Here is a 25,859-nt window from a genome sequence, read left to right as displayed (position 1 = left end):
CGAGGATATGAACAGTGGCCACGCCAACTCGGTGGAAGTGAAGCAAAAAACCTCTAGTGGTGGCCAGGGCGAAGTTGTAGTTCAAATTAAGGACGTCAACTTTTCCTATGCCCCTGGCGAGCGGCAAATTCTATCGGGACTCAATATGGAGTTCCGTCGTGGCCAAGTGGTTGCGGTGATGGGTGGCTCTGGTTGCGGCAAGACCACTATTCTCAGACTCATTGGCGGTCAGTTCACCGCGCAGTCTGGTCAAGTTTTATTCGAAGGCCGAGATATTGGAAAAATGAACGGCACTGAATTGATGGCAGCCCGTCGTCGGATGGGAATGCTCTTTCAGTTTGGCGCACTCTTTACGGACCTCAGTGTTTTTGAAAACGTTGCCTTTCCTTTGCGTGAGCACACGAATTTAAGTGAAGCGCTATTGCGCTCTTTAGTGCTCATGAAACTCAATGCAGTTGGCCTGCGTGGCGCACGTGATTTAATGCCGGCGCAAATTTCTGGTGGTATGGCGCGCCGTGTTGCTTTGGCTAGAGCAATTGCACTGGACCCTCCTTTGATCATGTATGACGAGCCCTTCGCTGGTTTAGATCCAATTTCATTGGGGATTACGGCGCGCTTGATTCGGGATTTGAATCAAGCTCTAGGTGCAACCAGTCTTTTGGTTACGCACGATGTAGAAGAAACATTTGAAATTGCTGATTACGTGTATTTCATTGCCAATGGTCGCATTGGTGCTGAGGGAACGCCAGAAGAGTTAAGTCGATCAACAGATCCTTTTGTGCGTCAATTTTTAGATGCCTCCCCGGATGGCCCAGTACCATTCCACTATCCAGGGCAAAGCCTTGAGGAAGATTTTGGGGTGAGTCTCAAGTGAGCATGCTTTATAAAATTATCGATCTCTTGGGTGACCTTGGATTCTTTATTCGTCGCAACTTAACGAGCCTTGGCCTTGCTACACGTATGTTTGTAGCGGTCATTTGGCGCTCTGGTTTTTTATTAAAAAGACCTCGCTTAGTTTCTGATCAGATTCTGTTTGTCGGCAATCACTCATTTGTGATCATTGCAGTATCTGGTTTGTTTGTTGGTTTTGTTTTGGGTTTACAGGGTTATTACACTTTGAATCGTTATGGTTCGGAGCAGGCTTTGGGTTTGTTGGTGGCTTTATCGCTCACCCGGGAATTGGGCCCTGTGATAACCGCTCTCTTATTTGCTGGTCGTGCTGGTACATCACTTACCGCAGAGATTGGCTTAATGAAAGCCGGTGAACAGCTTAGTGCCATGGAAATGATGGCGGTGGACCCATTAAGCCGCGTGATTGCACCGCGCTTGTGGGCAGGCATTGTTGCTATGCCGATTTTGGCGACGATCTTTACGGCGGTTGGTGTGATGGGTGGCTACTTTGTCGGCGTGCCCCTGATTGGGGTTGACTCTGGCGCCTTCTGGGCGCAGATGCAGGGTGGGGTGGATCTCTTCTCCGACATTGGCAATGGCCTAATTAAAAGCCTGGTATTTGGTGTTGCGGTGACTTTTATTGCTCTGTATCAGGGTTTTGAGGCTAAGCCTACGCCAGAGGGCGTTTCGCAGGCAACCACTAGAACAGTGGTGATCTCTTCTTTATCGGTTTTAGCATTAGATTTCTTGCTCACCGCGATGATGTTCTCGAATTAGAAAGAATAAACTGGGACTCTTATGAGAAAAAGTGCAATTGATGTTTGGGTCGGAATTTTTGTAGCCATTGGTTTGTTGGCTGCTTTGTTTCTCGCATTGAAGGTTGGCAATATGAATGCCGTTTCATTTGCGCCAACTTACAAAATTTCTGCGCGTTTTGACAATATCGGTGGATTAAAGGCGCGCGCACCAGTCAAAAGTGCTGGTGTGGTTGTGGGTCGTATTGCGAATATCTCTTTTGATGACAAAACATACCAAGCCACTGTCACCATGACCATTGAGGATACGTATAAGTTCCCTAAAGATTCGTCTGCCAAGATTTTGACTTCAGGCTTATTGGGTGAGCAATACATTGGTCTTGAGGCCGGCGGCTCTGATGATATGTTGGCTGCTGGAGATAAGATTACTCAGACTCAGTCTGCAGTAGTGTTAGAGAACCTAATTAGCCAGTTCTTGTATAACAAGGCTGCCGATAGCGGTCAAGACAAGGGCGCAGCAAAATAATGTCCTTACTAGCAAAGCTCAAGCGCATAGTGTTACTGGGTTTGGTTGGAGCTATGGTGGGTTGTGCCTCCATACCTGCTGGCGTAGAACCTTCCCCACACGATCCTTGGGAGCCATTTAATCGCTCTGTTTTTGAGTTCAATGAAGGCTTAGACGCCTATCTACTCAAGCCAGTAGTGGCTGGCTATCGTTTTGTCTTGCCAGAGTTTGTACGTGACGGTATCTATAATTTCTTTAGTAATTACAGCGATATTTACACCGCATTGCAGAATCTTCTGCAGGGTAAGCCGGACTATGCCTTTAGCGATCTGATGAGGGTTGTAGTCAACACCACCTTTGGTTTAGGTGGCTTAATTGATATGGCAACTCCAGGGGGTCTACCAAAGCATAAGGAAGATTGGGGTCAAACCTTTGGTGTTTGGGGTATTCCTGCTGGCCCTTATGTGGTTCTACCGTTCTTTGGGCCAAGCAATGTGCGAGATACCTTTGGTACTGCAGCTGATTTAGAGTCTGATTACCTATTTAGATTGCTGCCAGATGTTGCTTTGCGAAACAGCTTGACTGGCTTACGTGTGGTTAACGCACGTAATACCTATTACGAAGCAGGTGACTTATTGGATGGGGCTGCAATCGATAAATACAGCTTTGTACGGGATGCCTATATTCAGAGGCGGCAATACCAAATTAATGAGGGCCGTGAAGACGAGGAGGTATTAATGCCTCCATACCAGAACCCCTACGAATAAAGGCGCCTAAGCCTGCCTTGATTTCCTGATGGGGCTAAAATGAGCCTCAATGACTAGCACTGATCGAGGACACATGAAAAGCTACACCACTATTCAACAATACTGTGCAGTATTGATATCAAGCTTTTTTATAGCTGTTAGTGGCGCGAGCGCCCAAGCAGTGGATCAGTCCACGCCAGATGGTCTGATTAAGACCGTTGTTTCTGATGTGATGGCTTCCGTAAAGTCTGATCCGGAAATTCAAAAGGGGAATATTCCGCGCATTGTGGATTTAGTGGAAAAGAAAATTGTTCCCTATACCGATATGCGTCGCACTACTGAAATGGCGATGGGTCCAAATTGGAAAAAAGCTACTCCAGAACAACAGGCTCAATTAGTTTCTGAATTTAAGAATTTACTGATTCGTACATACTCTGGTGCTCTAAGCCAACTGCGTGATCAAACAATTCAATTTAAGCCTTTGCGTGCAGCTCCAGACGATAAGGAAGTGGTCGTAAAAACTGTAGTCATTGGTCGCGGTGATCCGGTACCGCTTGATTACCGCCTTGAAAAAACAGCCAATGGCTGGAGGGTTTACGACATGAACATCATGGGCGTCTGGCTGGTTGAGGCTTATCGTAATCAGTTTGCCAATCAAATTAGCCAGAATGGTGTTGAGGGTTTGGTGAAGTTCTTGCAGGATCGCAACAAGCAGCTTGCTGCTGCGAAGCCAACAAACTAAAGATCGTACAAGATCAATCAACGAAAAATATTAGATGCCATTTTTATTACCCAGTTCAGTGACGCAAGACAATGTTTTGCAGTTAGAAAAAGATGGCCTCTTAAATCTTGCAACATTAAGAGTAATAGATTGCCGCAATCTCAAGGATTTTGACTCTACCGTGCTCACGGTCTTATTGGCATGGCAGAAGAAATTACAAGCTGATGGGCATAAGATTGCCTTGCAAAATGCACCTGAAAAATTAATCGTGTTAGCCGGCGTATATGGTGTTGCCCAGTTGCTAGGTTTGTCATAGCATGCACGCCGCAATATCAATTAAAAACGTATCTAAAAATTATGGCGCACTTCAAGCGCTAGATGATATTTCTTTATCCATCGAGCCAGGTGAGTTCTTTGGCCTGCTGGGCCCCAATGGTGCCGGCAAGACAACACTCATATCCATATTGGCGGGTTTGGTTACTGCAGATGGCGGACACGCTGCAATCATGGGCGCGGATGTTCAAAGTCAATTCCGTGATGCTCGCCGAATGCTGGGCGTCGTGCCGCAGGAGTTGGTGTTTGACCCATTCTTTACCGTTAGAGAAACATTGCAATTTCAGTCAGGTTATTTTGGGATTCGTCACAACGATGCTTGGATTGATGAGATCATGGCTAATTTGGATCTCACCGGTAAAGCGGATAGCAATATGCGTTCCTTATCTGGTGGCATGAAGCGCCGAGTATTGGTAGCGCAGGCCTTAGTTCATAGACCACCAGTCATTATTTTGGATGAGCCTACAGCTGGAGTTGACGTGGAGTTGCGTCAATCGCTTTGGCAATTTATTAGTCGCCTAAACCAAGATGGTCATACCATCGTTTTAACAACCCATTACCTTGAAGAGGCTGAGGCATTGTGTCAGCGCATTGCCATGCTCAAGCAAGGAAAGGTTGTGGCTCTAGATACCACTGCTAATTTACTGAGTCAGTATGGCTCGGTTAAAAAAGATGGTGAAGGTAAAACAGACCTTGAAGATGTGTTTGTCAACATCATGTCGGGGGGTGCTCGATGAAACCTATTTTGAATAAACTCCCGATCTCCTATGGAAGTGGTTTCCCAACGCTCTTGCGAAAAGAAATCAAACGTTTTTATAAGGTAGCGTTCCAGACGGTCGCCGCGCCAGTTCTTACTGCTGTTCTATATTTAATGATCTTTGGACATGTGCTCGAAGGCAAAGAGGTATACGGCCGCTTAAATTACACGGCCTTTCTGATTCCTGGTTTAGTCATGATGAGCGTGTTGCAGAATGCATTTGCCAATACCTCTTCATCCCTCATTCAGTCCAAGGTAACTGGCAACCTAGTCTTTGTATTGCTAGCCCCTTTTAGTCACCTAGAGTTTTATGCTGCTTATGTCTTGGCCGCAGTGTTTCGTGGAATTGTTGTTGGCGCTGGCGTATTGCTGATTACCGCTTGGTTTGCCATGCCATCTTTTGAATATCCCCTGTGGATCATGGCATTCGCTTTGCTGGGCGCTGCAATTTTAGGAAGCATGGGTTTAATTGCGGGCATCTGGGCAGATAAATACGATCAATTAGCAGCTTTTCAGAATTTCATCATCATGCCAGCAACAATGCTGTCAGGCGTGTTTTACTCCATTCATTCTTTGCCAGCAGCATGGCAGGTGGTGTCACACTTCAATCCATTTTTCTACATGATCGATGGTTTCCGTTACGGCTTCTTTGGAGTGTCAGATATATCCCCTTGGAATAGTTTGGCGATTGTTGCCTGCTTCTTTGTCGCGGTGTCAGCGATTGCTCTGCGTTTATTGCAAAAAGGTTACAAGCTTAGGAACTAAGTGCGTAAAACTTGCTTCAAAATTAGTATTTAAGAATATTTAGAAATTAGAAATCAGGAGATTGTGATGTTGCCAACCCCAGAACAAATTGAAGGCTATATTCAGCAAGGCCTCTCGTGTACTCATATTAAAGTTGAGGGTGATGGCCAACATTTTTTTGCGACGATTGTGAGTCTGGAGTTTGAAGGCAAGCGTTTGATTCAGCGTCATCAATTGGTATATGGCGCTATGGGTGACCGTATGAAGGCGGAGGTGCACGCTTTATCAATTAAAGCATTTACTCCTGAAGAATTCACACAAAACACCCCAACTTAAAATACGGCATTAGCTTTTTACTGGAATAGATTCATGGATAAATTACGGATGGTTGGCGGCACACCACTGAAGGGTGAAGTACTGATTGCTGGCGCCAAGAATGCAGCGCTACCAATTTTGTGCGCTTGCTTACTCACTGATCAGCCTATCACTTTGCGTAATGTTCCTGACTTACAGGATGTGCGGACTATGCTCAAGCTCCTCCAGGAAATTGGTGTGACTGTCACTTTTCCAGATGAGAATGATCGCAATTGCGTAGTCCTTAACGCGGCCAATATTAAGAGCTCTGAAGCAACTTATGAGATGGTCAAAACCATGCGTGCTTCTATTTTGGTTTTGGGCCCATTACTTGCCAGAATGCACACCGCTAAGGTTTCTCTGCCAGGTGGTTGCGCTATTGGGGCGCGTCCAGTTGATCAGCACATCAAGGGCTTAAAAGCCATGGGTGCCACTATCAAGATTAAGAGTGGCTATATTCAGGCAGAAACTAAATCTGCTACGGGTCGTCTCCAAGGCGCTTCTATCTTGACCGACATGATTACCGTAACCGGCACAGAAAATTTACTGATGGCTGCTACTTTGGCATCAGGTACAACCATTTTGGAGAATGCTGCACGTGAGCCAGAAGTCGGTGACTTAGCTGAGCTACTCGTCAAAATGGGCGCGAAGATTACGGGTATCGGTAGCGATCGCTTGGTGATTGAGGGGGTTGAAAAGCTCCACAGTGCAGAACATGCTGTGATTGCAGACCGAATTGAAGCCGGCACATTCTTGTGCGCAGTTGCTGCCGCTGGTGGTGAGGTGCTGGTGAAGCACTGTCGTCCAGACACATTAGATGCTGTGATCGTCAAGCTCAAAGAAGCTGGCTTGGAAATGGAAGTCGGCCCTGACTGGATTAAGGCCTCGATGAAGGGTCGCCCTAAGGCTGTTAGTTTCCGCACTTCAGAATATCCAGCCTTTCCGACTGACATGCAGGCCCAACTCATGGCGGTCAATGCGATTGCCGAGGGCAACGCCACGATTACCGAAACTATCTTCGAAAACCGCTTTATGCATGTGCAAGAGATGAATCGCCTTGGTGCTGATATCGCGATCGAGGGTAATACGGCAATTGCGCAGGGCGTGGAAAAGCTTTCTGGAGCTATCGTGATGGCCACTGATTTGCGTGCCTCTGCCAGCCTGGTAATTGCTGGCTTAGCTGCCCAAGGCGAAACCCAAGTGGACCGGATTTATCACTTGGATCGTGGATATGATCGTATGGAGCAAAAGTTGACCCTTTTGGGGGCTAACATTCAGCGAATCAAGTAAGCCTGATGGATAATTAGTCCATGAAGTTAACTCTAGCCCTCTCGAAGGGGCGCATCTTCGAAGAAACTGCTGAGATCTTATCTAAGATCGGTATTCGTCCGCTTGAGGATCCAGAAAAGTCACGCAAGCTCATTATTGAGACTTCCAATCCTGATGTACTCCTCATTATTGTGCGCGCATCAGATGTGCCGACTTACGTGCAGTTTGGCGGTGCCGATTTTGGAGTGGCTGGCCTGGATGTTTTGATGGAAAACGGCACCGATGGCCTATATGTTCCATTTGATCTAAACATCGCTAAATGCCGGATGTCGGTTGCTGTTAGAGAAGGCTTTGATTACGCTGCTGCAGTAAAGCAAGGTTCGCGTTTGAAGGTTGCCACAAAATATGTAAATTGCGCACGTGAGCACTTTGCCAATAAGGGCGTGCATATCGATACGATTCATTTGTATGGCTCGATGGAGTTAGCTCCATTAGTTGGTCTAGCAGATGCGATTGTGGATTTAGTATCTACAGGCAATACCCTGCGTGCTAATGGCTTAGTTGAAGTTGAGCCTATTGCTGATATCAGCGCACGCCTAGTCGTTAATCAAGCTTCTTACAAACGTAAGCGTACTCAGCTCCAACCATTTTTTGAATTGCTGAAGTAAAGAAAATTCATATGTCAACAGACATCAAAGTCAAGCGCCTTAATAGCAAAGATGCCGGGTTTAAAGACACGCTACTCTCTAGCCTTTCTTTGCCGATGGCAGATGACGAAGCGATCGATGCTGCAGTAGTAAAAATTCTGGCGCAAGTCAAAAGTGAGGGTGATACTGCAGTGCTCTCCTTTACAAAGCAGTTTGATCGTCTCAATGTTTCCAGTGTTGTTGAGTTAGAGATTTCTCAAGCAGAATTAAAAATAGCTTACGAAGGTTTATCGGCTGAGCAAAAAAATTCTTTGGATATTGCTGCGCAAAGAGTGCGCGCCTACCATGAGAAGCAAAAGATTGAAGCGGGTTGTCACTCTTGGGAATATGAAGAAGCTGATGGCACGCGCTTAGGTCAAAAAGTCACAGCTTTAGACCGCGTTGGTATTTATGTTCCAGGCGGAAAGGCAGCTTACCCATCTTCTGTGCTGATGAATGCGATTCCTGCAAAAGTTGCTGGAGTTAAAGAAGTCATCATGGTGGTGCCTACTCCTAATGGTGCTCGCAATCCTTTGGTCTTAGCTGCTGCATACCTATCCGGAGTTGATCGCGTCTTTACGATTGGCGGTGCACAAGCCGTTGGCGCCCTAGCTTATGGTACCCAAACAATTCCGCCAGTGGACAAAATTGTTGGCCCTGGCAATGCCTATGTAGCAGCTGCTAAGCGCAGGGTCTTTGGTACTGTTGGTATCGATATGATTGCCGGCCCCTCAGAAATTTTAGTGCTCTGTGATGGCTCTAGCAATCCTGATTGGATTGCAATGGATTTATTTTCTCAAGCTGAGCATGATGAGTTGGCGCAATCTATTTTGCTTTGTCCAGATGAGAAATTTATTGAGCAGGTACAAGCAAGCATTAACAAGTTATTGCCGGAGATGCCTAGAAAGAAAGTGATTGAAACATCACTTACCAATCGCGCTTTATTGATTCAGGTAAAAGATATGGATGAGGCCTCTGAGATTGCCAATGCTATTGCTGCTGAGCATTTGGAGATTTGTGCTGCTGAGCCGCGCAAGTGGGCTGAGTTAATCCGTCATGCTGGCGCCATCTTTATGGGCAACTACACCAGTGAATCTTTAGGTGATTATTGCGCAGGCCCGAATCACGTTTTACCAACAGCACGCACTGCACGTTTCTCATCCCCATTAGGTGTTTATGACTTCATTAAGCGCTCGAGCATGATTGAGGTTAGTGAAGCTGGAGCTCAAACGCTAGGGGCTGTAGCTAGTACTCTCGCGCATGGTGAGGGCTTAACAGCTCATGCACGTGCTGCTGAGATGCGACTTAAAAAGTAAACTTAGGCGATAGCCAGAATTTCTTTCAAGGCAGTAATCAATTCATTCGTTTGCTCATCAGTACCGATGGTGATGCGCAGAAATTCTTCAATGCGTGGCGACTTGAAGTGACGCACAATAATTCCACGATCGCGTAATGACTGATACAACTTTGCGCCAGCATGTTTCGGATGGCGCGTAAAAATAAAGTTCGCTGTCGATGGCAAAGTATCAAAACCTAGTGAGGCCAACTCATTCACTAATCGCTCACGAGTTTGAATTACTTTTTTACTCGTCGATTCCAAATGCGCTTGATCTTGTATTGCAGCAATTGCTCCCGCTTGAGCCAAGCGGCCTAGTGGGTAAGAATTAAAACTATTCTTCACCCGCTCAAGACCTTCAATGAGAGCTGGATGTCCCACTGCAAACCCAACGCGAAGTCCGGCTAGGGCGCGAGACTTAGATAAAGTGTGTACGACCAAGAGGTTTTCTGGGCAAGCACTTCCGCGTAGAAGTGGAATGCAAGACTCAGTGCCGTAATCCACATAGGCCTCATCGATCACCACTACGGAGTCTGTATTTCTCCTGAGCAGGGCTTCGATATCTGAACGCGGGATAGCTCGACCAGTTGGGGCATTGGGATTGGGAAAAATAATTCCGCCATTGGGGGTTTTGAGGTCTTGGGTTTGGATCTCAAAATTAGAATCTAGGGGCACTGTTTGATAGTCAATGCCAAATAACTTGCAATAGACTGGGTAGAAGCTATAGGTGATATCTGGAAACTGAACGGGTTTGGATTGCTTGAGAAGGCCTAAAAATACGTGGGCCAATACCTCGTCGGAACCATTTCCTAAAAACACCTGTTTTGGGTCTAGACCGTGCAAATCAGCAATAGCTTTTTTAAGGGCTGCTCCTTCCGGGTCCGGATAGAGCCTCAAATCATCTGTGTTTTGCTGATTTATAGCGGCTAGGGCCAGCGGGGATGGGCCATAAGGGCTCTCATTCGTATTGAGCTTTACCAGTCGCTTCATTTGCGGCTGCTCCCCCGGGGTGTAGGGGGTCAGGGTCTGAACAACGGGGCTCCAAAAGCGGCTCATGAGGGACTCTAGTTAAAAATCAGCAAAAGTGAACAAACGCTAGCAATCAAAATCAGCATTTATATCTGTATTAGGAATGATATTATGAGGCTTCAATCAACACTTCGCCTCGCGGCGCACTGAAGCATGCGGCAAGCCGACGTTACCCGAAACACTTCGGAAACCAAAATTCAAATTGCTATCAATTTAGATGGCACAGGTAAAGCCGAGCTAGCCTCTGGCGTACCCTTCCTAGACCACATGTTGGATCAAATTGCCCGTCACGGCATGATTGACCTCAAAGTAGTGGCAAATGGCGATACCCATATCGATGATCACCATACCGTTGAGGATGTGGGCATTACCTTGGGCCAAGCCTTTGCTAAGGCAGTTGGCGATAAGGCCGGTATTACCCGCTACGGCCACTCCTACGTTCCTTTGGATGAAACCCTATCTCGCGTAGTGATCGACTTTTCCGGTCGTCCAGGGCTGGAGTTCAACGTGCCATTTACCCGTGCACGCGTGGGCGACTTTGACGTGGATCTGAGCATTGAGTTCTTCCGTGGTTTTGTAAACCATGCTGGAGTCACTTTGCACATTGATAACTTGCGTGGCATTAATGCTCACCACCAGATTGAAACTGTCTTCAAGGCCTTTGGTCGTGCCTTGCGCATGGCCTTAGAGTTGGATCCACGCGCATCCGGTGTTGTTCCTTCCACTAAGGGCAGCCTCTAATCTAGAAATTTCTAGCATTGAGTAGAAGACTGTCAAAAAACCACAGATCATAGGCTAACAAGTGGCGCAAACCATTGCGATCGTTGACTACGGAATGGGCAACCTACGTTCCGTCTACCAGGCCTTTCATCATGTGGCACCAGATGCCAATGTTCTGATTGCGCACACCCCCGAAGAAATCCTCACCGCTGAGAGGGTAGTGCTTCCAGGACAGGGTGCTATGCCTGATTGCATGAAGCACCTAGAAGAGTCAGGTTTATTGGAGGCATTGCTTGAAGTCGCAAAGAACAAGCCTTTATTAGGCGTTTGCGTGGGTGAGCAGATGCTGTTTGATCAAAGTGCTGAAGTACGGGCAAATACCGACTCAGCCTGGACTCCTTGCTTGGGATTGATTCCGGGCGAAGTGCGGCGATTTGAGTTAACTGGAAAAGTACAAGCAGATGGTTCCACCTATAAGGTTCCCCATATGGGCTGGAATCAGGTTCGTCAGGATCGCCAGCATCCGCTTTGGACTGGCATTCCAGATTTGACCAGTTTTTATTTTGTGCATAGTTACTATGTTGTGCCGCAGCGTAAGGAAGATACTGCCGGCTCAACCGAATATGGCGATTGGTTTACTTCTGCTGTTGCAAGGGATAATATTTTTGCAACACAATTTCATCCAGAAAAAAGTGCAGAATACGGATTAAAGCTCTACAAAAATTTTGTTTCTTGGCAACCTTAATACTTCTCTAATCTACCGCTATGCTGCTCATTCCCGCGATTGACTTAAAAGATGGCCACTGTGTTCGACTTGAACAAGGTGACATGGATAAAGCCACTGTGTTTTCTGAAGATCCAGGCGCAATGGCTGCGCATTGGATTAGTAAGGGAGCGCGTCGTTTACATCTGGTGGATTTGAATGGTGCGTTTGCTGGAAAACTCAAAAATGAATCTGCCATTAAATCTATTCTGAAAGCAGTGGGTGATGAGATTCCGGTTCAACTGGGTGGCGGCATCCGCGATCTTGAAACGATTGAACGTTTATTGGATGACGGTATTAGTACAGTGATTATTGGTACTGCAGCGGTCAAGAGTCCTGGCTTTGTGCAAGATGCTTGTACCGCATTCCCTGGCCACATCATGGTGGGACTTGATGCACGTGATGGCAAAGTGGCAACCGATGGTTGGAGCAAGATCACAGGTCATGAAGTGATTGACCTTGCGAAGAAATTTGAAGATTACGGCGTTGAAGCGATCATCTATACCGACATTGGTCGTGATGGCATGATGAAGGGCATCAATATGGATGCCACGATTAAATTGGCCCAAGCTATCCGGATTCCGGTCATTGCTAGCGGTGGCTTATCAAATAACCAAGATATTGAAGCCTTGTGTGAAGCTGAAGTTGAAGGCGTGATGGGCGTGATTGCTGGGCGCTCAATTTATGCTGGTGATTTAGATTTAACTGCAGCGCAAAAATATGCTGATGAGTTAACGCTCAAGTTTGCTAAGAAAATTATCTAAAGTGCCGACCAGTGCTAACTAAAAGAATTATTCCCTGTCTTGATGTCACGGCAGGGCGCGTTGTGAAAGGTGTGAACTTCGTGGGTCTGCGCGATGCAGGTGATCCGGTGGAGATTGCTAAACGTTACAACGCTCAAGGCGCTGATGAGCTTACCTTCTTAGACATTACTGCTACCTCTGATGGCCGTGATCTCATACTGCACATCATTGAAGATGTTGCCTCCCAAGTATTTATTCCTTTGACCGTTGGCGGTGGTGTTCGTGCAGTTACAGATGTACGACGCTTACTCAATGCGGGAGCTGATAAGGTCAGCATGAACTCTTCTGCTGTAGCGAATCCAGATTTAGTTTCTGATGCGGCGGCATATTACGGTTCACAGTGCATCGTGGTTGCCATTGATGCTAAAAAAACGAAAGCGGGTAATTGGGAAGTCTTTACCCATGGCGGTAGAACTGCTACTGGTATGGATGTAGTCACCTGGGCTTCTGAAGTTGCCAAGCGTGGTGCTGGAGAAATTCTGCTCACCAGCATGAACCGTGACGGCAGTAAAGATGGCTTTGATCTGGAGTTAACTGCAGCAGTGAGTGATTCTGTAAGTGTTCCGGTAATTGCTTCTGGTGGTGTAGGAAATTTACAGCACTTAGTCGATGGCATTACTAAAGGCCATGCCGATGCTGTTCTTGCAGCCAGTATTTTCCATTACGGTGAATACACTGTTGGCCAAGCGAAAGAATATATGGCAAGCCAAGGGATTCCCGTCCGCATTTAATATACAGACAGATCAACCGAAAAAATCAGACGAAGATGACCATAAAAAATACCTTCACTCCAATTGAGTCTTTAGTGGCTGGAGCATGGCTTGATAGCGTTACTTGGAATGAGCAAGGTCTAGTTCCGGTCATTGTCCAGGAAGTTGGTACTAAGGATATCTTGATGATGGCCTGGATGAATCGAGATGCGCTATTGGCAACACTGCGCTTGGGCGAGGCAGTGTATTGGACCCGCTCAAGGCAAAAGCTATGGCACAAGGGTGAAGAATCTGGTCACACCCAAAAGGCAAAAGAAATCCGCCTCGATTGTGATGGTGACACCATTTTGCTCATGGTTGAGCAAAAAGACGGGATTGCTTGCCATACTGGAGAACACAGTTGCTTCTTTTTGCGATGGGATTCTGGTAAATCTGCCTGGGTGGATGAGTCTACGGGTCACAAATAAGACTCCTAGCGTCTCTCCGGCAATAAAAGACATAAAATCACTTTATGACTAGTCCAGCACAAAACCCTTCTAATTTAGATTCCGCTTTGGCTCATTTGGCCGATGTGGTGGATCAGCGACGCGATGCGTTCAAGGCTGGCGAGGCAGATCCTAAGACTTCCTATACCGCTTTGCTCTTTTCCAAGGGTGATGATGGGATTTTGAAAAAAATTGGTGAAGAGGCTACAGAAGCGGTGATGGCAGCTAAGGATGCACGTAACTCCAATCTAGCCCCTGTACAGCAAAAGCTCTTGGTAGGCGAGATGGCTGACCTTTGGTTCCACTGCTTAATTGCACTCTCCCAGTTTGGCTTGCGTCCAGAGGATGTTGTAGCTGAGCTCAATCGTCGTTTGGGCACTTCAGGTATTGAAGAAAAAGCCGCCAGAAAAGCGGCTAATAAGGAGTAATTGATGTCACATGACCCTAATTGCCTATTTTGTAAGATTTCTCAAGGATTAATCCCATCTCAAAAGGTCTATGAAGATGAGGAAATCTATGCTTTTAAAGATATCAACCCAGCCGCACCCATCCATTTTTTAATAATTCCCAAAAAACATATACCCATGTTGGAGTCTGCAGAACTGGCAGATGCGCCATTGCTAGGTAGAATGATGGAATTAGCGCCGCGTCTCGCCAAAGAACAGGGTTGCCGTCCCGGAAAAGATGGCGGCTTTAGATTAGTGGTGAACAATGGTGCAGATGGTGGGCAAGAGGTTTATCACTTGCATTTGCATGTGATGGGCGGTCCGCGCCCCTGGAAAAAATAGTCCGAGGAGATTAAAAATGGGTTCATTTAGCATTTGGCATTGGTTGATTGTTTTGGTAATCGTGATGTTGGTATTTGGTACCAAAAAATTGCGCAATATCGGCACTGACTTAGGTGGCGCTGTTAAAGGTTTCAAAGACGGCATGAAAACACCTGAGGGAACTGAAGAGTCGCACGATAAAGCCAAGGAACAAATTCAGACCGCTGCCGCATCACCAGAGAAAACTGTGGATGTTCAGGCAAAAGACATCAATAAATAATTGTTGATAGAAATAATGCGCAGCTGTAATGATTGATCTCGGAGTTTCAAAGCTTGCACTCATTGCAGTAGTTGCATTGATAGTGGTTGGCCCAGAGCGTCTTCCTAAGATCGCCCGCATGGCGGGTAATTTGTTTGGACGTGCTCAACGCTATATGGCGGATGTCAAATCTGAGGTTAGCCGACAGATGGATGTCGAGGAGTTCAAGAAACTCCGTGAAGAAAGTGTCTCTGCCTTTAAAGATGTTGAGAGCTCGCTTCAATCTACCGTTCAAGAGGCGGGCGCCAATCTAAGCGATCAGGCCGACATCTTTGAAAATAATTTCACCAGAGCTCCTCTTGATGAAAAAGAAGTCCTTAGCAAGTCAATCCGTCAAGGGCGCAAGAGTTGGGGTGTGAGACGCGCAGCTAGACCGGTTTGGTTTAAGCATTCCACTGGAATGCGCACAAGAGTTCAGTCTGGTGCTGCTCGTATGAAGCGTTTTCACCATAGCGCCAATAAGTAAGCAATAAATAATAAAAATTACAAGAATATAAATATCCGCGCATGACTGACAAAAATCCAACAGAAGATTCCGGCTTACAAGAATCCTTCTTGTCTCATTTATTTGAGTTACGTGATCGCATTATTAAGTCTGCGTTAGCCATCATTGCGGTGTTCGTCTGCTTGGTTTACTGGGCGCCCGATATTTTTCATTTATTTTCACAGCCGCTATTGGACTCATTGCCCTCAGGCGGAAAAATGATTGTGACGGATGTCACGGGATCATTCTTTGTGCCGATGAAGGTCACGATGTTGGTTGCTTTCTTGATTGCTTTGCCGGTAGTGATGTATCAGCTATGGGCATTTATTGCGCCTGGTTTATATCAACATGAGCGCAAGCTCATCGTGCCTTTAGTTGTGAGTAGCTACAGCCTCTTTATATTTGGTATGGCGTTCGCTTACTTTTTAGTATTTCCTACCGTGTTTGAATTCATGGCTAGTTATAACGCACCACTTGGCGCTGAAATGTCGACTGATATTGATAAGTACCTCAGTTTTGCGATGAACACCTTCCTAGCCTTTGGACTTACTTTTGAAGTACCCGTTGTGGTTGTAGTTTTAGTGCGCATGGGCATGGTTCCCCTAGAAAAGCTTAGAGAAATTCGTCCTTATGTGATCGTTGGTGCATTTGTGATCTCTGCCGTGGTTACGCCACCCGATGTTCTATCACAATTGCTATTAGCAATTCCTATGACTCTGCTTTATGAATTAGGACTGTTAATTGCGCGTTTTTACGTTCCAAAGCCGTCAGACGATGATGCTGACGCAAGTTCAAAGCCAGATACTCAAGCCACGACTTGATCTTGTCCGAAGGTGCTAGTAAGCCATTCGGTTACCCGATCAAATCGATAACGCCTTTGTCTTAGATTCCCCTCCAAGTCTGTATTACTGCTCGCAAAAACTTTTCCTGCTGCTAGCAATGAGCGGCGCTGCTGAGTGGTATCAATCTGAATTAATCTAGGTAGTATTTTTGGTAACTCATGGCGAATATCAACAACGACACAATGTTCATGCTGGAGTTGACTAACTTCACACAGTAGTAACTCTGCCTTACTTAAGTTAAATTGATTGGCCACAATGAGTCGATGGCATAGCAAGATCCACTCCTCACCCAATTGATGCTCTGCATGGTGGCTTAAGGCTTTTTCTGCATGCAATGCTAAGTGATGCCAATCATTTTTATTGGGGCTAGAAACATTCTCCAGAACTTTGCTAAGTAAATCCTTTGCTTCGGGTACGCCTTGTTGGTGAGCTTGCCAAATCCAATAGGAAGCTTGAAGTCCGCGAACTTTCTCTTCTACTTTTTCGCGTTTGCGCCAGAGGTTTGCGCCTCTTCTGAATTGAGCTAACGGGTGACCTAAATCAGCCGCAAGATCAAAACACCGATCACTTTCACTGGCGTTATATCCAGAGAACTGCGGACGACGATAGATTTCACCCAAAGCAAACCAGGCATCACGATCCCCATCTTTTGCAGCAAGTTCTAACCATTGCGCAGCCTTTTTGAGAGAAGCATTGGATTTGCCATTCGACCCACCCAAATTTTTTTCATTAGAATCAACTTCATTGAATTGCGCAAGACGTAAGCCCAGAGTGAGTTTTGCAATCGTTAGACCAAGTTCTGCAGCTTGCATTAGTGCGCCCTCATTCTTTTCAGATAGCCAAGTGCTCCAAAGAGAGGAGAGCGCTTCATCTTTAGGTTGGAGCTTAATCAAAAGCTCTTTAGCTAAATTGGTGAAGGGTGTTTCTGATTCCGCTAGTTGAAGAAGAAATTCTTTCGCAGTTTTTTGTAAAGCGGGGAGGTCGAGACTACCTTCTTGTTTTAAGAGCCACTCAGAAAGCTCTCCTTGAAGCACTTTTTTACTGGGATCCAGCAGTAGCTCTGCAAGTTGCCACTGCGCGGCATTGCTGACATCAATTTTTGCCTTAGCTAGCTTCCAGAATGATTCCCAGCCAAAAGAAAAGGCTGGTGAGTTAAAGGTGAGCCCCAGAGGAACCAAGGAAATTTGCTTAAACATTCCCAGCATTTCTGGGGAGAATGTATCAAGTTCAAGAAATTTATTGGCTTCAGCTCTGGAATTGTTAGCTACTTGATTTGTAATGGATAGATAGGATTTCTCTAGCCAAATCAAGGCATTAGCCGGCTGAATTGGAGTCTTCAAAGCGCCTGTTAAATAAGCAGAGGCTAAATTTTGTTGTGCGGATACGTCACCTAATCGAGCAGATTGAAGGATTTTTAAGAATTCACGGCTTGCCATATGACAATTTTGGCATCTAAGGCCCTAAAAAGACAGAAATCAAAGCCCTTGTTGCCCTGATACAACGAAGAAAGCCAAAAAACTACCTTTCCACAAGCAAAAACAGCCTCTAAATGCCCTTACCCCCAACCTAGGAGGGCAAAACAAGCAAAATTCATATGTCCCAATTTTATTGGGCATTACTTTCAATTTATGGAGATTTAAAGAATGAAAAAATCGCTATTAGCAGTTGCGGCAATCGGCGCGTTTGCGTCAGCAGCTCAAGCTCAGTCATCAGTAACCGTATACGGAATTATGGACGTTGGTTTTGCTGGCACTACATCACGTGCTGGATCAACAAAAACTAATACAACATCGTTTTCTGGTGCAGGTTCAGAGTCTAGCTCCCGTTTAGGCTTCAAAGGCAATGAAGATTTAGGTGGTGGTACAGCTGCCTTCTTTACTGCTGAATTCCAGCTTTATCCTACTGATGCATCACTTTCAGGCAATACTAATCAAGGCTTGTTTAACCGTCAGTCATTTGTTGGTTTGAGCAAAAAAGGTATTGGTCAAGGCGCAATTGGTACACAGTACACACCAGTTCACCTTGCAGTTGGTCGCACAGACCCAGGCCAAACAAATAACATGCACGGTAACGTAATTTACTCAGTAAGCTCTGGAACAGGATCTTCCCAGACTACTACTGCATATACAGTTCGTTACAGCAATGCATTGACATTACAAACAGATCGTTTTGCTGGTTTCCAAGCTAACGCTATCTACTCAAACAACATGTCAGATTCAACTTCAACAACTGTAGCCAATAACGAAGCTGCAGGCCTCGGTATTAATTACGTTTGGAGCAAGTTGAACGTTGATGCTGCATATCAAACTTCAAAAAATCGTACATTTGTCGCTGGTGTAGAAACTGCTGCAGCCCTGCCAGTAACAGCTACTGCTGGTACAGTAGTGAATCCATTTGGTACATCTCTTGCTCAGACTCAACAGTACTACGCAGCAACATATGATTTCGGGATTTTGAAGGCTTATGCACAGTACGTTAATGCAAAGTATGTGTCTAACCTGAACTCAAATATCTACCTCCAAAGAACTGCTCAGCAGATTGGTGTACGTAGCTTCATTACTCCAACAATCGAAGCGTGGGCATCAGGCGGTACAGGTCGTTACGATGCAGCTGCTGCAAACGTATTGACAACCACAAGCCGCGCAACACAAAACTTTACTGGTTACCAGTTAGGCGCGAATTACTTGCTAAGCAAGCGTACAAACTTGTATGCTATTTACGGTTCAACACAAGTATCAAGCTCTTCAGTTAATTCATCTGAAGGCGCATCAAGCTACGGTGTTGGCGTACGTCACACTTTCTAATTTGAGGCTAACGCAAGTTAGCTAATGATTAGTAAGGCATTAAATCAACCCACTATGGTGACATAGTGGGTTTTTTCTTGGCTAAGGATTGGTTAAGAAACCTACAACCAATTTCCAGTAATCAAAATTGAAAATCAGAGGCAAGCTAGCAAAGTGGCTTGCTATAAATCTGTCTGATATTCCTCATACATTTTGATGTAAGCAGCCTCAAGATTTCTAGAAAAGAGTGGGGTATTGAATAAGGGGGTGGTCAAGCGATTGTTACTTAGCTTTAATTTAATATCTGCTAGTTTCTTGCGATCCATGGCTAGATCAATTGCCATAACCTCATACTCTTCTTGAGTGTTGGTAATAAGTTCTGATAAACCAATTGCATTTAATAGGCTGGCTGCTACGCGACTAGCAAAAGTTTCTCCCATCAAAGTCAGAACTGGTAACCCAGACCATAAGGCATCACTAGTGGTGGTGTGGGCATTGTAAGGAAATGTATCAAGAAATAAATCCGCTTGACGATGGCGAGCTAAATGTTCTGGAAGTGGCATTCGCACAGCAAAAACAAGTCTATTTGTATCAATCCCATGGCTTAAGGCTTCTTTTTTGAGATTTTCAACCGCCCAAGGATTGTCCTCAAAAAGCCAGATGACGCTATCATCGACTGCTTTTAGTATTCGCATCCAACCTGCAAAAGTAGCGGGAAGAATTTTAAAATTATTGTTAAAACAACAAAAAACAAATCCATTTTCAGGCAGACCTAATTCTTGCCTTGTAAATTGCTTCTCTGAGATTAAACGCTTTCTATCATTGACCTGATAGCTATTGGGCAAATAGATTACTTTTTCAGAGAAAAACTCCTGAGACTGGGTTGGGATTAAAGTTTTATCAGCAAGAATGTAATCAATATAGTCAGCGCCCATGGTTCCTGGATAGCCAAGATAGTTCACCTGAATTGGGGCAGCTCTATGCGCAAAAATCCCTGTTCTCGAGTCTTGAGTAAAACCCGTTAAATCAACTGCTATATCAATAGAATGGGCCCGAGATGACTGGGCAACTTCGATATCAGACATGAACTCCGCGTCAATAAAATGGTCGAATGAAGCAACAAGACGCTCCCGCATTTCATCGTTAGCATTTTTCAGGGAGAATGCGTATATCTCAAACTGATTTCTGTCGTGAATCTCAAAAAGTTCGGCAATGAGAAAGGCAACAGGATGATTTTTAAAGTCAGCTGAAAAATAGCCAATACGAATTTTTTCTTTTACAGCATGCTTACGAATAAGTCCCAACGCAGGATTGAGTGGATATTTATCTTGAGCATAAATTTTGGAAGATTTTTTGTGCAAAAAAATATCATCATTTAATGCAAGCAGCGAAAAAGGTTGCGCAATCTTTTTATTTGCCACCACCTGTTTGGAAATATGATCCAAAGAATCAGCAAAACCTAGCCAGCTACATATTTTCATTTTTGTATGAAGCAAGTCGCCGTATACCCAATCAATATCAGATTTAAGAATTAACGCTTTTTCATAATGAGCTATAGCCTCGTCATAACGCTCAAGCTGCTTTAGGGAAACTCCTTTATTTGACCAAGCTTCAGCATAATTAGGATTGAGGTGAAGAGCTTTATCGAAGTGAGCAATAGCCTCTTCGTATCTTTTGAGCTCGTTTAGGGTTGCACCCTTATTTAATGAAGCTTCTACATAATTAGGGTTAAGACGTAGCGCATTTCCATACCAAATAAGAGCGTCTTCATATTGACCCAAGTTAGTTGCAGTATTTCCATAGCTAAGCCAAGCCTCTGAATTATTGGGGTCTAGAGATACTGCCTTTTTATGGTGAGCAATGGCACCTTTATCGTTTCCAGAGTCAGCAAGTGCTTTCGCTAAGTTATATTGAATCGAGGGGTCATTGGGATTAATCCGCGCGGCCCTTGTTAGGAAATCAGCAGCTTCACTATAGTTGGCCTGTGACACCCTTATTAAACCAAGAATGTGTAAAGCTGGAAGATTCTTTGAGTCGGCCTGTATAACTCTCTTTAGAATTAATGAGGCACTATCAAAATTTCCACTTTGAAAAGCTTGGATAGCCTGTTGAAGCATTGCTTGAAATTGTGGACTCATATTCATTATTTATTAAAAGCAGAACTTAATTCTATAAGAGGATAAAAAATCAGTATATGTATTAAACCTACAACCAATTTCCAGTAATCAAAATTGAAAATCAGAGGCAAGCTAGCAAAGTGGCTTGCTATAAATCTGTCTGATATTCCTCATACATTTTGATGTAAGCAGCCTCAAGATTTCTAGAAAAGAGTGGGGTATTGAATAAGGGGGTGGTCAAGCGATTGTTACTTAGCTTTAATTTAATATCTGCTAGTTTCTTGCGATCCATGGCTAGATCAATTGCCATAACCTCATACTCTTCTTGAGTGTTGGTAATAAGTTCTGATAAACCAATTGCATTTAATAGGCTGGCTGCTACGCGACTAGCAAAAGTTTCTCCCATCAAAGTCAGAACTGGTAACCCAGACCATAAGGCATCACTAGTGGTGGTGTGGGCATTGTAAGGAAATGTATCAAGAAATAAATCCGCTTGACGATGGCGAGCTAAATGTTCTGGAAGTGGCATTCGCACAGCAAAAACAAGTCTATTTGTATCAATCCCATGGCTTAAGGCTTCTTTTTTGAGATTTTCAACCGCCCAAGGATTGTCCTCAAAAAGCCAGATGACGCTATCATCGACTGCTTTTAGTATTCGCATCCAACCTGCAAAAGTAGCGGGAAGAATTTTAAAATTATTGTTAAAACAACAAAAAACAAATCCATTTTCAGGCAGACCTAATTCTTGCCTTGTAAATTGCTTCTCTGAGATTAAACGCTTTCTATCATTGACCTGATAGCTATTGGGCAAATAGATTACTTTTTCAGAGAAAAACTCCTGAGACTGGGTTGGGATTAAAGTTTTATCAGCAAGAATGTAATCAATATAGTCAGCGCCCATGGTTCCTGGATAGCCAAGATAGTTCACCTGAATTGGGGCAGCTCTATGCGCAAAAATCCCTGTTCTCGAGTCTTGAGTAAAACCCGTTAAATCAACTGCTATATCAATAGAATGGGCCCGAGATGACTGGGCAACTTCGATATCAGACATGAACTCCGCGTCAATAAAATGGTCGAATGAAGCAACAAGACGCTCCCGCATTTCATCGTTAGCATTTTTCAGGGAGAATGCGTATATCTCAAACTGATTTCTGTCGTGAATCTCAAAAAGTTCGGCAATGAGAAAGGCAACAGGATGATTTTTAAAGTCAGCTGAAAAATAGCCAATACGAATTTTTTCTTTTACAGCATGCTTACGAATAAGTCCCAACGCAGGATTGAGTGGATATTTATCTTGAGCATAAATTTTGGAAGATTTTTTGTGCAAAAAAATATCATCATTTAATGCAAGCAGCGAAAAAGGTTGCGCAATCTTTTTATTTGCCACCACCTGTTTGGAAATATGATCCAAGGAATCAGCAAAACCTAGCCAGCTACATATTTTCATTTTTGTATGAAGCAAGTCGCCGTATACCCAATCAATATCAGATTTAAGAATTAACGCTTTTTCATAATGAGCTATAGCCTCGTCATAACGCTCAAGCTGCTTTAGGGAAACTCCTTTATTTGACCAAGCTTCAGCATAATTAGGATTGAGGTGAAGAGCTTTATCGAAGTGAGCAATAGCCTCTTCGTATCTTTTGAGCTCGTTTAAAAACATTACCTTTATTACACCAAGCATCTACATAATCGGGCTTTAAGCTAAGAGCCTGATTACACGCTAGATAAGACTCGGGGAACAGCCCCATCCTATTGAGAACTACGCTTTTATTGGACCATGCCTCATAGTAATTGGGATTTAGTTTAATTGCCTCACGATAGGCACTAAGAGATTCCTGAAATAAATTCAAGTGATTAAGTGCAATGCCTAAATTAGACCAACCCTCTGGGATATCGGGTCTTATTTGGGTTGCTTTTTGTAATACATCAAGAGCTAAGGAATATTTTTTAATATCATTGTAGATTGACCCCTTATTAATAAGGGCTTCGATGTAGTGAGGTTGAATTTTGAGAGCCGAATCGTAGGCATCTATAGCGAGCCTTTGGCTTCCTTGTAAATCAAGAATGAGACCTAAGTTATAAAAAAAATTTTCATCAGATTTTTTATAGGGCTGCAAGCAATAAAATACCGCTAATGCCTCTTTGTATCTACGGGAGTTGGCATAAGCAATGCCTAGTTCAAAAATAATATTGATGCAATTAGTTTTGCTCTCCAAAATCTCTGTTAAGACCGAAACTGCATAATCAAAATTGTCACCATGAAAGGCCTTGATGGCTTTTTGGAGCTTCCATTGAACTTCAGGCATCAATATATTCATATTGGCTGAAACAGCAGTGTTTTTTGAAAAAATCTCATTGCTTATTTTTTGAGGCTATCGCGGATCTCCCTTAAGAGCAGAGTATCCTCTGGTGCTTGAGGGGTTGGAGGCGCATCAATTATCCGCACCTTGTTTACGATTTTTACCATTTGAAAAATGACAAAGGCTAATAAAATAAAATTAATAGAGATGGTGATGAAGTTGCCATAGGCAAAAATGGGTATACCAGCTTTTTTGAGTGCATCAAAGGTTCTAGGAACTCCTGCAGGAATGTTACCCAAGACCAAGAATAGGTTCGTAAAGTCAATATGACCCCCCAAAAGGGTTGAAATCACTGGCATCACGATGTCATTTACGAGGGAATCCACAATCTTCCCAAAAGCTCCGCCAATAATGACGCCAACTGCCAAATCAATGACATTGCCTTTGACCGCAAAGTCCCGAAATTCCTTTAAAACAGCCATAAATACCTTTCATTTCACTTGTAATGAGATTAACTCAAAATTAACCCCATAACTTTGATGCATACCCCATTTTTACTTTAAAATCTCATCTTTAAGTATTTTTACCTATAAATGCTCTTTTCGAGGAATTTTGTAAATGAGTGACAAGCCCAGTATGGATAAGGATCGCCGTAATTGGTTGATCGCCACTTCAGCAGTCGGCGGTGTTGGTGCAGCCGCAGCCCTTTACCCTTTTGTGGACAGTTTTCAGCCTTCTGAGCGCGCCAAAGCTGCTGGTGCAGCTGTTGAGATCGATATCTCCGGTATGCAGCCAGACGAAATGCGTATGGTTGAGTGGCGCGGTAAGCCAGTTTGGGTGGTGCGTCGCACACCTGAGCAGGTAGCAGAGCTCTCTAAAATTGATGCAGAGTTAGCAGACCCTGATTCTTTACGGGACCCAGCTCAATTTACCCCGCCTTATGCGCAAAATCAATGGCGCTCAATTAAACCTGAATACATGGTTGTAGTCGGTATTTGCACCCATCTAGGATGCTCGCCTACACCTAAGTTTGAAGCGGGCGCTCAACCTTCTTTGCCTAATACATGGCAGGGTGGTTTCCTTTGCCCATGCCACGGCTCTACATTCGATATGGCCGGTCGTGTATTTAAGAACAAACCAGCCCCAGACAATATGGAAGTGCCGCCACATATGTATTTGAGCGACACCAAAATTCTGGTTGGCGAAGATAAGAAGGCCTAAGGAGAAATAAATGGCATTTCACGAAAAAGAAGTCCCAGCAGACGCATCTGCCGCAGTAAAGATGATGGCTTGGATTGACTCACGTCTACCTGTTACTGAAGCCTTCAAGCGTCATATGAGCGAGTATTACGCTCCTAAAAACCTGAACTTCTTCTATATTTTTGGTGCTTTAGCGATTGTAGTTTTAGCGATTCAGATCATTACTGGTATTTTCTTAACCATGAACTACAAACCAGATGCCGCTAAGGCGTTTGAGTCTGTTGAATACATCATGCGCGAAGTTCCCTTCGGCTGGCTGATCCGCTACATGCACTCTACTGGTGCCTCGATGTTCTTCGTAGTGGTTTATATGCACATGTTCCGTGGTTTGATCTACGGCTCCTATCGTAAGCCACGTGAACTCATTTGGATCTTCGGATGCGCCATTTTCTTGGCCTTGATGGGTGAGGCCTTCTTCGGCTACCTCCTCCCATGGGGTCAAATGTCCTATTGGGGCGCACAAGTGATCGTCAATTTATTTTCAGCGATTCCTTTGATTGGTCCAGATCTATCCCTGTGGCTACGTGGCGACTACGTAGTTGGTGATGCAACGCTCAACCGCTTCTTTGCATTCCATGTGATTGCCATACCATTGGTATTAATTGGTTTGGTTGCGGCACACATTCTTGCGTTGCATGAAGTGGGTTCAAATAACCCAGATGGAATTGAGATTAAGAATACGGTTGATGAAAAAGGAATCCCTTTAGACGGAATCCCTTTCCATCCTTTTTACAGTGTCCATGACATTATGTATTTAGGTGGTTTCTTAATCATCTTTGCTTCGATTGTTTTCTTTGCACCAGAGATGGGTGGTTATTTCTTGGAAGCGAATAACTTCATTCCAGCAAATCCATTTGTTACGCCAACGCATATTGCACCGGTTTGGTATTTCACTCCGTTCTATTCCATGTTGCGCGCCACTACTACGAATTTCTTGCTACCTTTGTGGATCTTCTTGGCAGTAATTTTGGGAATGTTTGCCCTGCGGTCCAAAGACATCAAGGTAAAAGGCGCTTGCGCAGCTATTGCATTGGTATTGGCCGCTGGTTTCTATGCGTTTGACGCGAAGTTCTGGGGTGTTGTAATCATGGGTGGGTCTGTAGTGATCCTCTTCTTCTTGCCATGGTTAGACCACTCTCCAGTGAAGTCGATTCGCTATCGCCCACAATTCCATAAATATATCTACGGCGTATTTATTGTGAGCTTTGTGATCTTGGGTTACCTAGGTATTGAGCCGCCATCACCTATCTACGAAAAGATTTCTCAGATTTGCACTATTTACTATCTGGGCTTTTTCTTGGCAATGCCGTTCTGGAGCACGCTTGGTAAATTCAAGCCAGTTCCAACGCGCGTTACTTTTAAGCCTCATTAATTCAGATA

Annotated in this window: 31 protein-coding genes; 25 read left to right on the top strand and 6 right to left on the bottom strand. The window is 44.5% G+C overall.

Annotated elements, in window-relative coordinates; all coding sequences use genetic code 11:
* The first annotated feature begins 7 nt into the window (after positions 1-7).
* The 12 genes from ICN26_RS03940 to hisD all read left to right on the top strand — a co-directional run bounded on the left by ICN26_RS03940 (position 8) and on the right by hisD (position 9,077).
* Positions 8-874 (top strand): ABC transporter ATP-binding protein, encoded by an 867-nt coding sequence (locus ICN26_RS03940; protein WP_216860366.1) that lies wholly within the window; start codon positions 8-10, stop codon positions 872-874.
* A gap of 2 nt (positions 875-876) precedes the next feature.
* Entirely contained in the window at positions 877-1,668 is a 792-nt protein-coding gene (mlaE, locus tag ICN26_RS03935; protein WP_216267084.1) for a lipid asymmetry maintenance ABC transporter permease subunit MlaE, read from the top strand.
* 21 nt (positions 1,669-1,689) lie between these two features.
* Entirely contained in the window at positions 1,690-2,172 is a 483-nt protein-coding gene (gene mlaD, locus ICN26_RS03930; protein ID WP_216267082.1) for an outer membrane lipid asymmetry maintenance protein MlaD, read from the top strand.
* Complete coding sequence (locus tag ICN26_RS03925; RefSeq protein WP_216267078.1) at positions 2,172-2,918, top strand: MlaA family lipoprotein; 747 nt, start codon at positions 2,172-2,174, stop codon at positions 2,916-2,918. The genes mlaD and ICN26_RS03925 overlap by 1 nt, the downstream gene beginning before the upstream one ends.
* A 73-nt stretch (positions 2,919-2,991) precedes the next feature.
* Positions 2,992-3,639: an MlaC/ttg2D family ABC transporter substrate-binding protein gene (locus ICN26_RS03920; protein ID WP_216267649.1), complete on the top strand. Its 648-nt coding sequence runs from the start codon at positions 2,992-2,994 to the stop codon at positions 3,637-3,639.
* A 58-nt stretch (positions 3,640-3,697) separates the two neighbouring features.
* Positions 3,698-3,934, top strand: coding sequence for an STAS domain-containing protein (locus ICN26_RS03915; RefSeq protein WP_369411781.1), 237 nt, complete (start codon positions 3,698-3,700; stop codon positions 3,932-3,934).
* A gap of 1 nt (position 3,935) precedes the next feature.
* Entirely contained in the window at positions 3,936-4,688 is a 753-nt protein-coding gene (locus ICN26_RS03910) for an ABC transporter ATP-binding protein (RefSeq protein ID WP_216267073.1), read from the top strand.
* On the top strand, positions 4,685-5,473 hold the full coding sequence (locus ICN26_RS03905) for an ABC transporter permease (RefSeq protein ID WP_216267072.1): 789 nt from the start codon (positions 4,685-4,687) through the stop codon (positions 5,471-5,473). Before ICN26_RS03910 ends, ICN26_RS03905 begins: the two co-directional genes overlap by 4 nt.
* Before the next feature lie 66 nt (positions 5,474-5,539).
* The gene (locus tag ICN26_RS03900; RefSeq protein ID WP_216267070.1) at positions 5,540-5,788 is read left to right on the top strand and encodes a BolA family protein; all 249 of its coding nucleotides are present in this window, start codon (positions 5,540-5,542) and stop codon (positions 5,786-5,788) included.
* 33 nt (positions 5,789-5,821) lie between these two features.
* On the top strand, positions 5,822-7,096 hold the full coding sequence (gene murA / locus ICN26_RS03895; RefSeq protein WP_216267068.1) for a UDP-N-acetylglucosamine 1-carboxyvinyltransferase: 1,275 nt from the start codon (positions 5,822-5,824) through the stop codon (positions 7,094-7,096).
* A gap of 20 nt (positions 7,097-7,116) precedes the next feature.
* Positions 7,117-7,743, top strand: coding sequence for an ATP phosphoribosyltransferase (hisG, locus tag ICN26_RS03890; RefSeq protein ID WP_216267066.1), 627 nt, complete (start codon positions 7,117-7,119; stop codon positions 7,741-7,743).
* Positions 7,744-7,754: 11 nt separating this feature from the next.
* On the top strand, positions 7,755-9,077 hold the full coding sequence (hisD, locus tag ICN26_RS03885; protein ID WP_216267064.1) for a histidinol dehydrogenase: 1,323 nt from the start codon (positions 7,755-7,757) through the stop codon (positions 9,075-9,077).
* A gap of 2 nt (positions 9,078-9,079) precedes the next feature.
* Here hisD and hisC read toward each other — a convergent pair whose 3' ends face one another.
* Positions 9,080-10,153 carry a histidinol-phosphate transaminase gene (hisC, locus tag ICN26_RS03880; RefSeq protein ID WP_216267062.1) on the bottom strand — a complete coding sequence of 358 codons (1,074 nt, stop codon included), beginning with the start codon at positions 10,151-10,153 and terminating at the stop codon, positions 9,080-9,082.
* 126 nt (positions 10,154-10,279) lie between these two features.
* On the opposite strand from hisC, the gene hisB reads away from it, so the two are divergent.
* From hisB to tatC, 10 genes are all read left to right on the top strand, one after another.
* A complete protein-coding gene (hisB, locus tag ICN26_RS03875; protein WP_173959420.1) occupies positions 10,280-10,867 on the top strand; it encodes an imidazoleglycerol-phosphate dehydratase HisB in 588 nt (195 codons plus the stop codon).
* Positions 10,868-10,928: 61 nt separating this feature from the next.
* Entirely contained in the window at positions 10,929-11,591 is a 663-nt protein-coding gene (gene hisH / locus ICN26_RS03870) for an imidazole glycerol phosphate synthase subunit HisH (protein ID WP_216267060.1), read from the top strand.
* Positions 11,592-11,611: 20 nt separating this feature from the next.
* The gene (hisA, locus tag ICN26_RS03865) at positions 11,612-12,373 is read left to right on the top strand and encodes a 1-(5-phosphoribosyl)-5-[(5-phosphoribosylamino)methylideneamino]imidazole-4-carboxamide isomerase (protein WP_216267058.1); all 762 of its coding nucleotides are present in this window, start codon (positions 11,612-11,614) and stop codon (positions 12,371-12,373) included.
* Between the two features lie 11 nt (positions 12,374-12,384).
* On the top strand, positions 12,385-13,143 hold the full coding sequence (hisF, locus tag ICN26_RS03860; protein WP_216267056.1) for an imidazole glycerol phosphate synthase subunit HisF: 759 nt from the start codon (positions 12,385-12,387) through the stop codon (positions 13,141-13,143).
* 35 nt (positions 13,144-13,178) lie between these two features.
* A complete protein-coding gene (hisI, locus tag ICN26_RS03855) occupies positions 13,179-13,589 on the top strand; it encodes a phosphoribosyl-AMP cyclohydrolase (protein ID WP_216267054.1) in 411 nt (136 codons plus the stop codon).
* Between the two features lie 44 nt (positions 13,590-13,633).
* A complete protein-coding gene (locus ICN26_RS03850) occupies positions 13,634-14,035 on the top strand; it encodes a phosphoribosyl-ATP diphosphatase (RefSeq protein WP_216267053.1) in 402 nt (133 codons plus the stop codon).
* A gap of 3 nt (positions 14,036-14,038) precedes the next feature.
* Complete coding sequence (locus ICN26_RS03845) at positions 14,039-14,395, top strand: histidine triad nucleotide-binding protein (protein WP_216267051.1); 357 nt, start codon at positions 14,039-14,041, stop codon at positions 14,393-14,395.
* A gap of 16 nt (positions 14,396-14,411) precedes the next feature.
* Entirely contained in the window at positions 14,412-14,654 is a 243-nt protein-coding gene (gene tatA, locus ICN26_RS03840) for a Sec-independent protein translocase subunit TatA (protein WP_216267049.1), read from the top strand.
* Positions 14,655-14,682: 28 nt separating this feature from the next.
* Positions 14,683-15,159, top strand: coding sequence for a Sec-independent protein translocase protein TatB (gene tatB, locus ICN26_RS03835; protein WP_046329423.1), 477 nt, complete (start codon positions 14,683-14,685; stop codon positions 15,157-15,159).
* A gap of 41 nt (positions 15,160-15,200) precedes the next feature.
* On the top strand, positions 15,201-15,998 hold the full coding sequence (gene tatC, locus ICN26_RS03830) for a twin-arginine translocase subunit TatC (RefSeq protein ID WP_216267046.1): 798 nt from the start codon (positions 15,201-15,203) through the stop codon (positions 15,996-15,998).
* Here tatC and ICN26_RS03825 read toward each other — a convergent pair.
* On the bottom strand, positions 15,983-17,455 hold the full coding sequence (locus tag ICN26_RS03825) for a tetratricopeptide repeat protein (RefSeq protein ID WP_216267044.1): 1,473 nt from the start codon (positions 17,453-17,455) through the stop codon (positions 15,983-15,985). The two genes, tatC and ICN26_RS03825, sit on opposite strands and share 16 nt — an antisense overlap.
* A 207-nt stretch (positions 17,456-17,662) precedes the next feature.
* Between ICN26_RS03825 and ICN26_RS03820 the strand changes: the two genes are divergently transcribed.
* Positions 17,663-18,823, top strand: coding sequence for a porin (locus tag ICN26_RS03820; protein WP_216267042.1), 1,161 nt, complete (start codon positions 17,663-17,665; stop codon positions 18,821-18,823).
* 161 nt (positions 18,824-18,984) lie between these two features.
* Here the strand turns inward: ICN26_RS03820 and ICN26_RS03815 are convergent, their stop codons facing one another.
* From ICN26_RS03815 to mscL, 4 genes are all read right to left on the bottom strand, one after another.
* Entirely contained in the window at positions 18,985-20,940 is a 1,956-nt protein-coding gene (locus ICN26_RS03815) for an O-linked N-acetylglucosamine transferase, SPINDLY family protein (RefSeq protein WP_216267040.1), read from the bottom strand.
* A gap of 127 nt (positions 20,941-21,067) precedes the next feature.
* Positions 21,068-22,579: an O-linked N-acetylglucosamine transferase, SPINDLY family protein gene (locus tag ICN26_RS03810; protein WP_216267039.1), complete on the bottom strand. Its 1,512-nt coding sequence runs from the start codon at positions 22,577-22,579 to the stop codon at positions 21,068-21,070.
* A complete protein-coding gene (locus ICN26_RS03805) occupies positions 22,527-23,225 on the bottom strand; it encodes a tetratricopeptide repeat protein (RefSeq protein WP_216267036.1) in 699 nt (232 codons plus the stop codon). The genes ICN26_RS03810 and ICN26_RS03805 overlap by 53 nt, the downstream gene beginning before the upstream one ends.
* A 53-nt stretch (positions 23,226-23,278) precedes the next feature.
* Entirely contained in the window at positions 23,279-23,701 is a 423-nt protein-coding gene (mscL, locus tag ICN26_RS03800) for a large conductance mechanosensitive channel protein MscL (protein ID WP_216267035.1), read from the bottom strand.
* A gap of 136 nt (positions 23,702-23,837) precedes the next feature.
* Here mscL and petA point away from each other — a divergent pair, with 136 nt between their 5' ends.
* Positions 23,838-24,440, top strand: coding sequence for a ubiquinol-cytochrome c reductase iron-sulfur subunit (gene petA / locus ICN26_RS03795; RefSeq protein ID WP_046329429.1), 603 nt, complete (start codon positions 23,838-23,840; stop codon positions 24,438-24,440).
* Between the two features lie 10 nt (positions 24,441-24,450).
* Positions 24,451-25,851, top strand: a complete 1,401-nt coding sequence (locus ICN26_RS03790; protein WP_216267033.1) for a cytochrome b — start codon at positions 24,451-24,453, stop codon at positions 25,849-25,851.
* Positions 25,852-25,859 lie beyond the last annotated feature (8 nt).

It is taken from the genome of Polynucleobacter hallstattensis, assembly GCF_018881835.1.
Taxonomy (GTDB): domain Bacteria; phylum Pseudomonadota; class Gammaproteobacteria; order Burkholderiales; family Burkholderiaceae; genus Polynucleobacter; species Polynucleobacter hallstattensis.
This window is presented reverse-complemented; position numbering and strand designations above follow the sequence as displayed.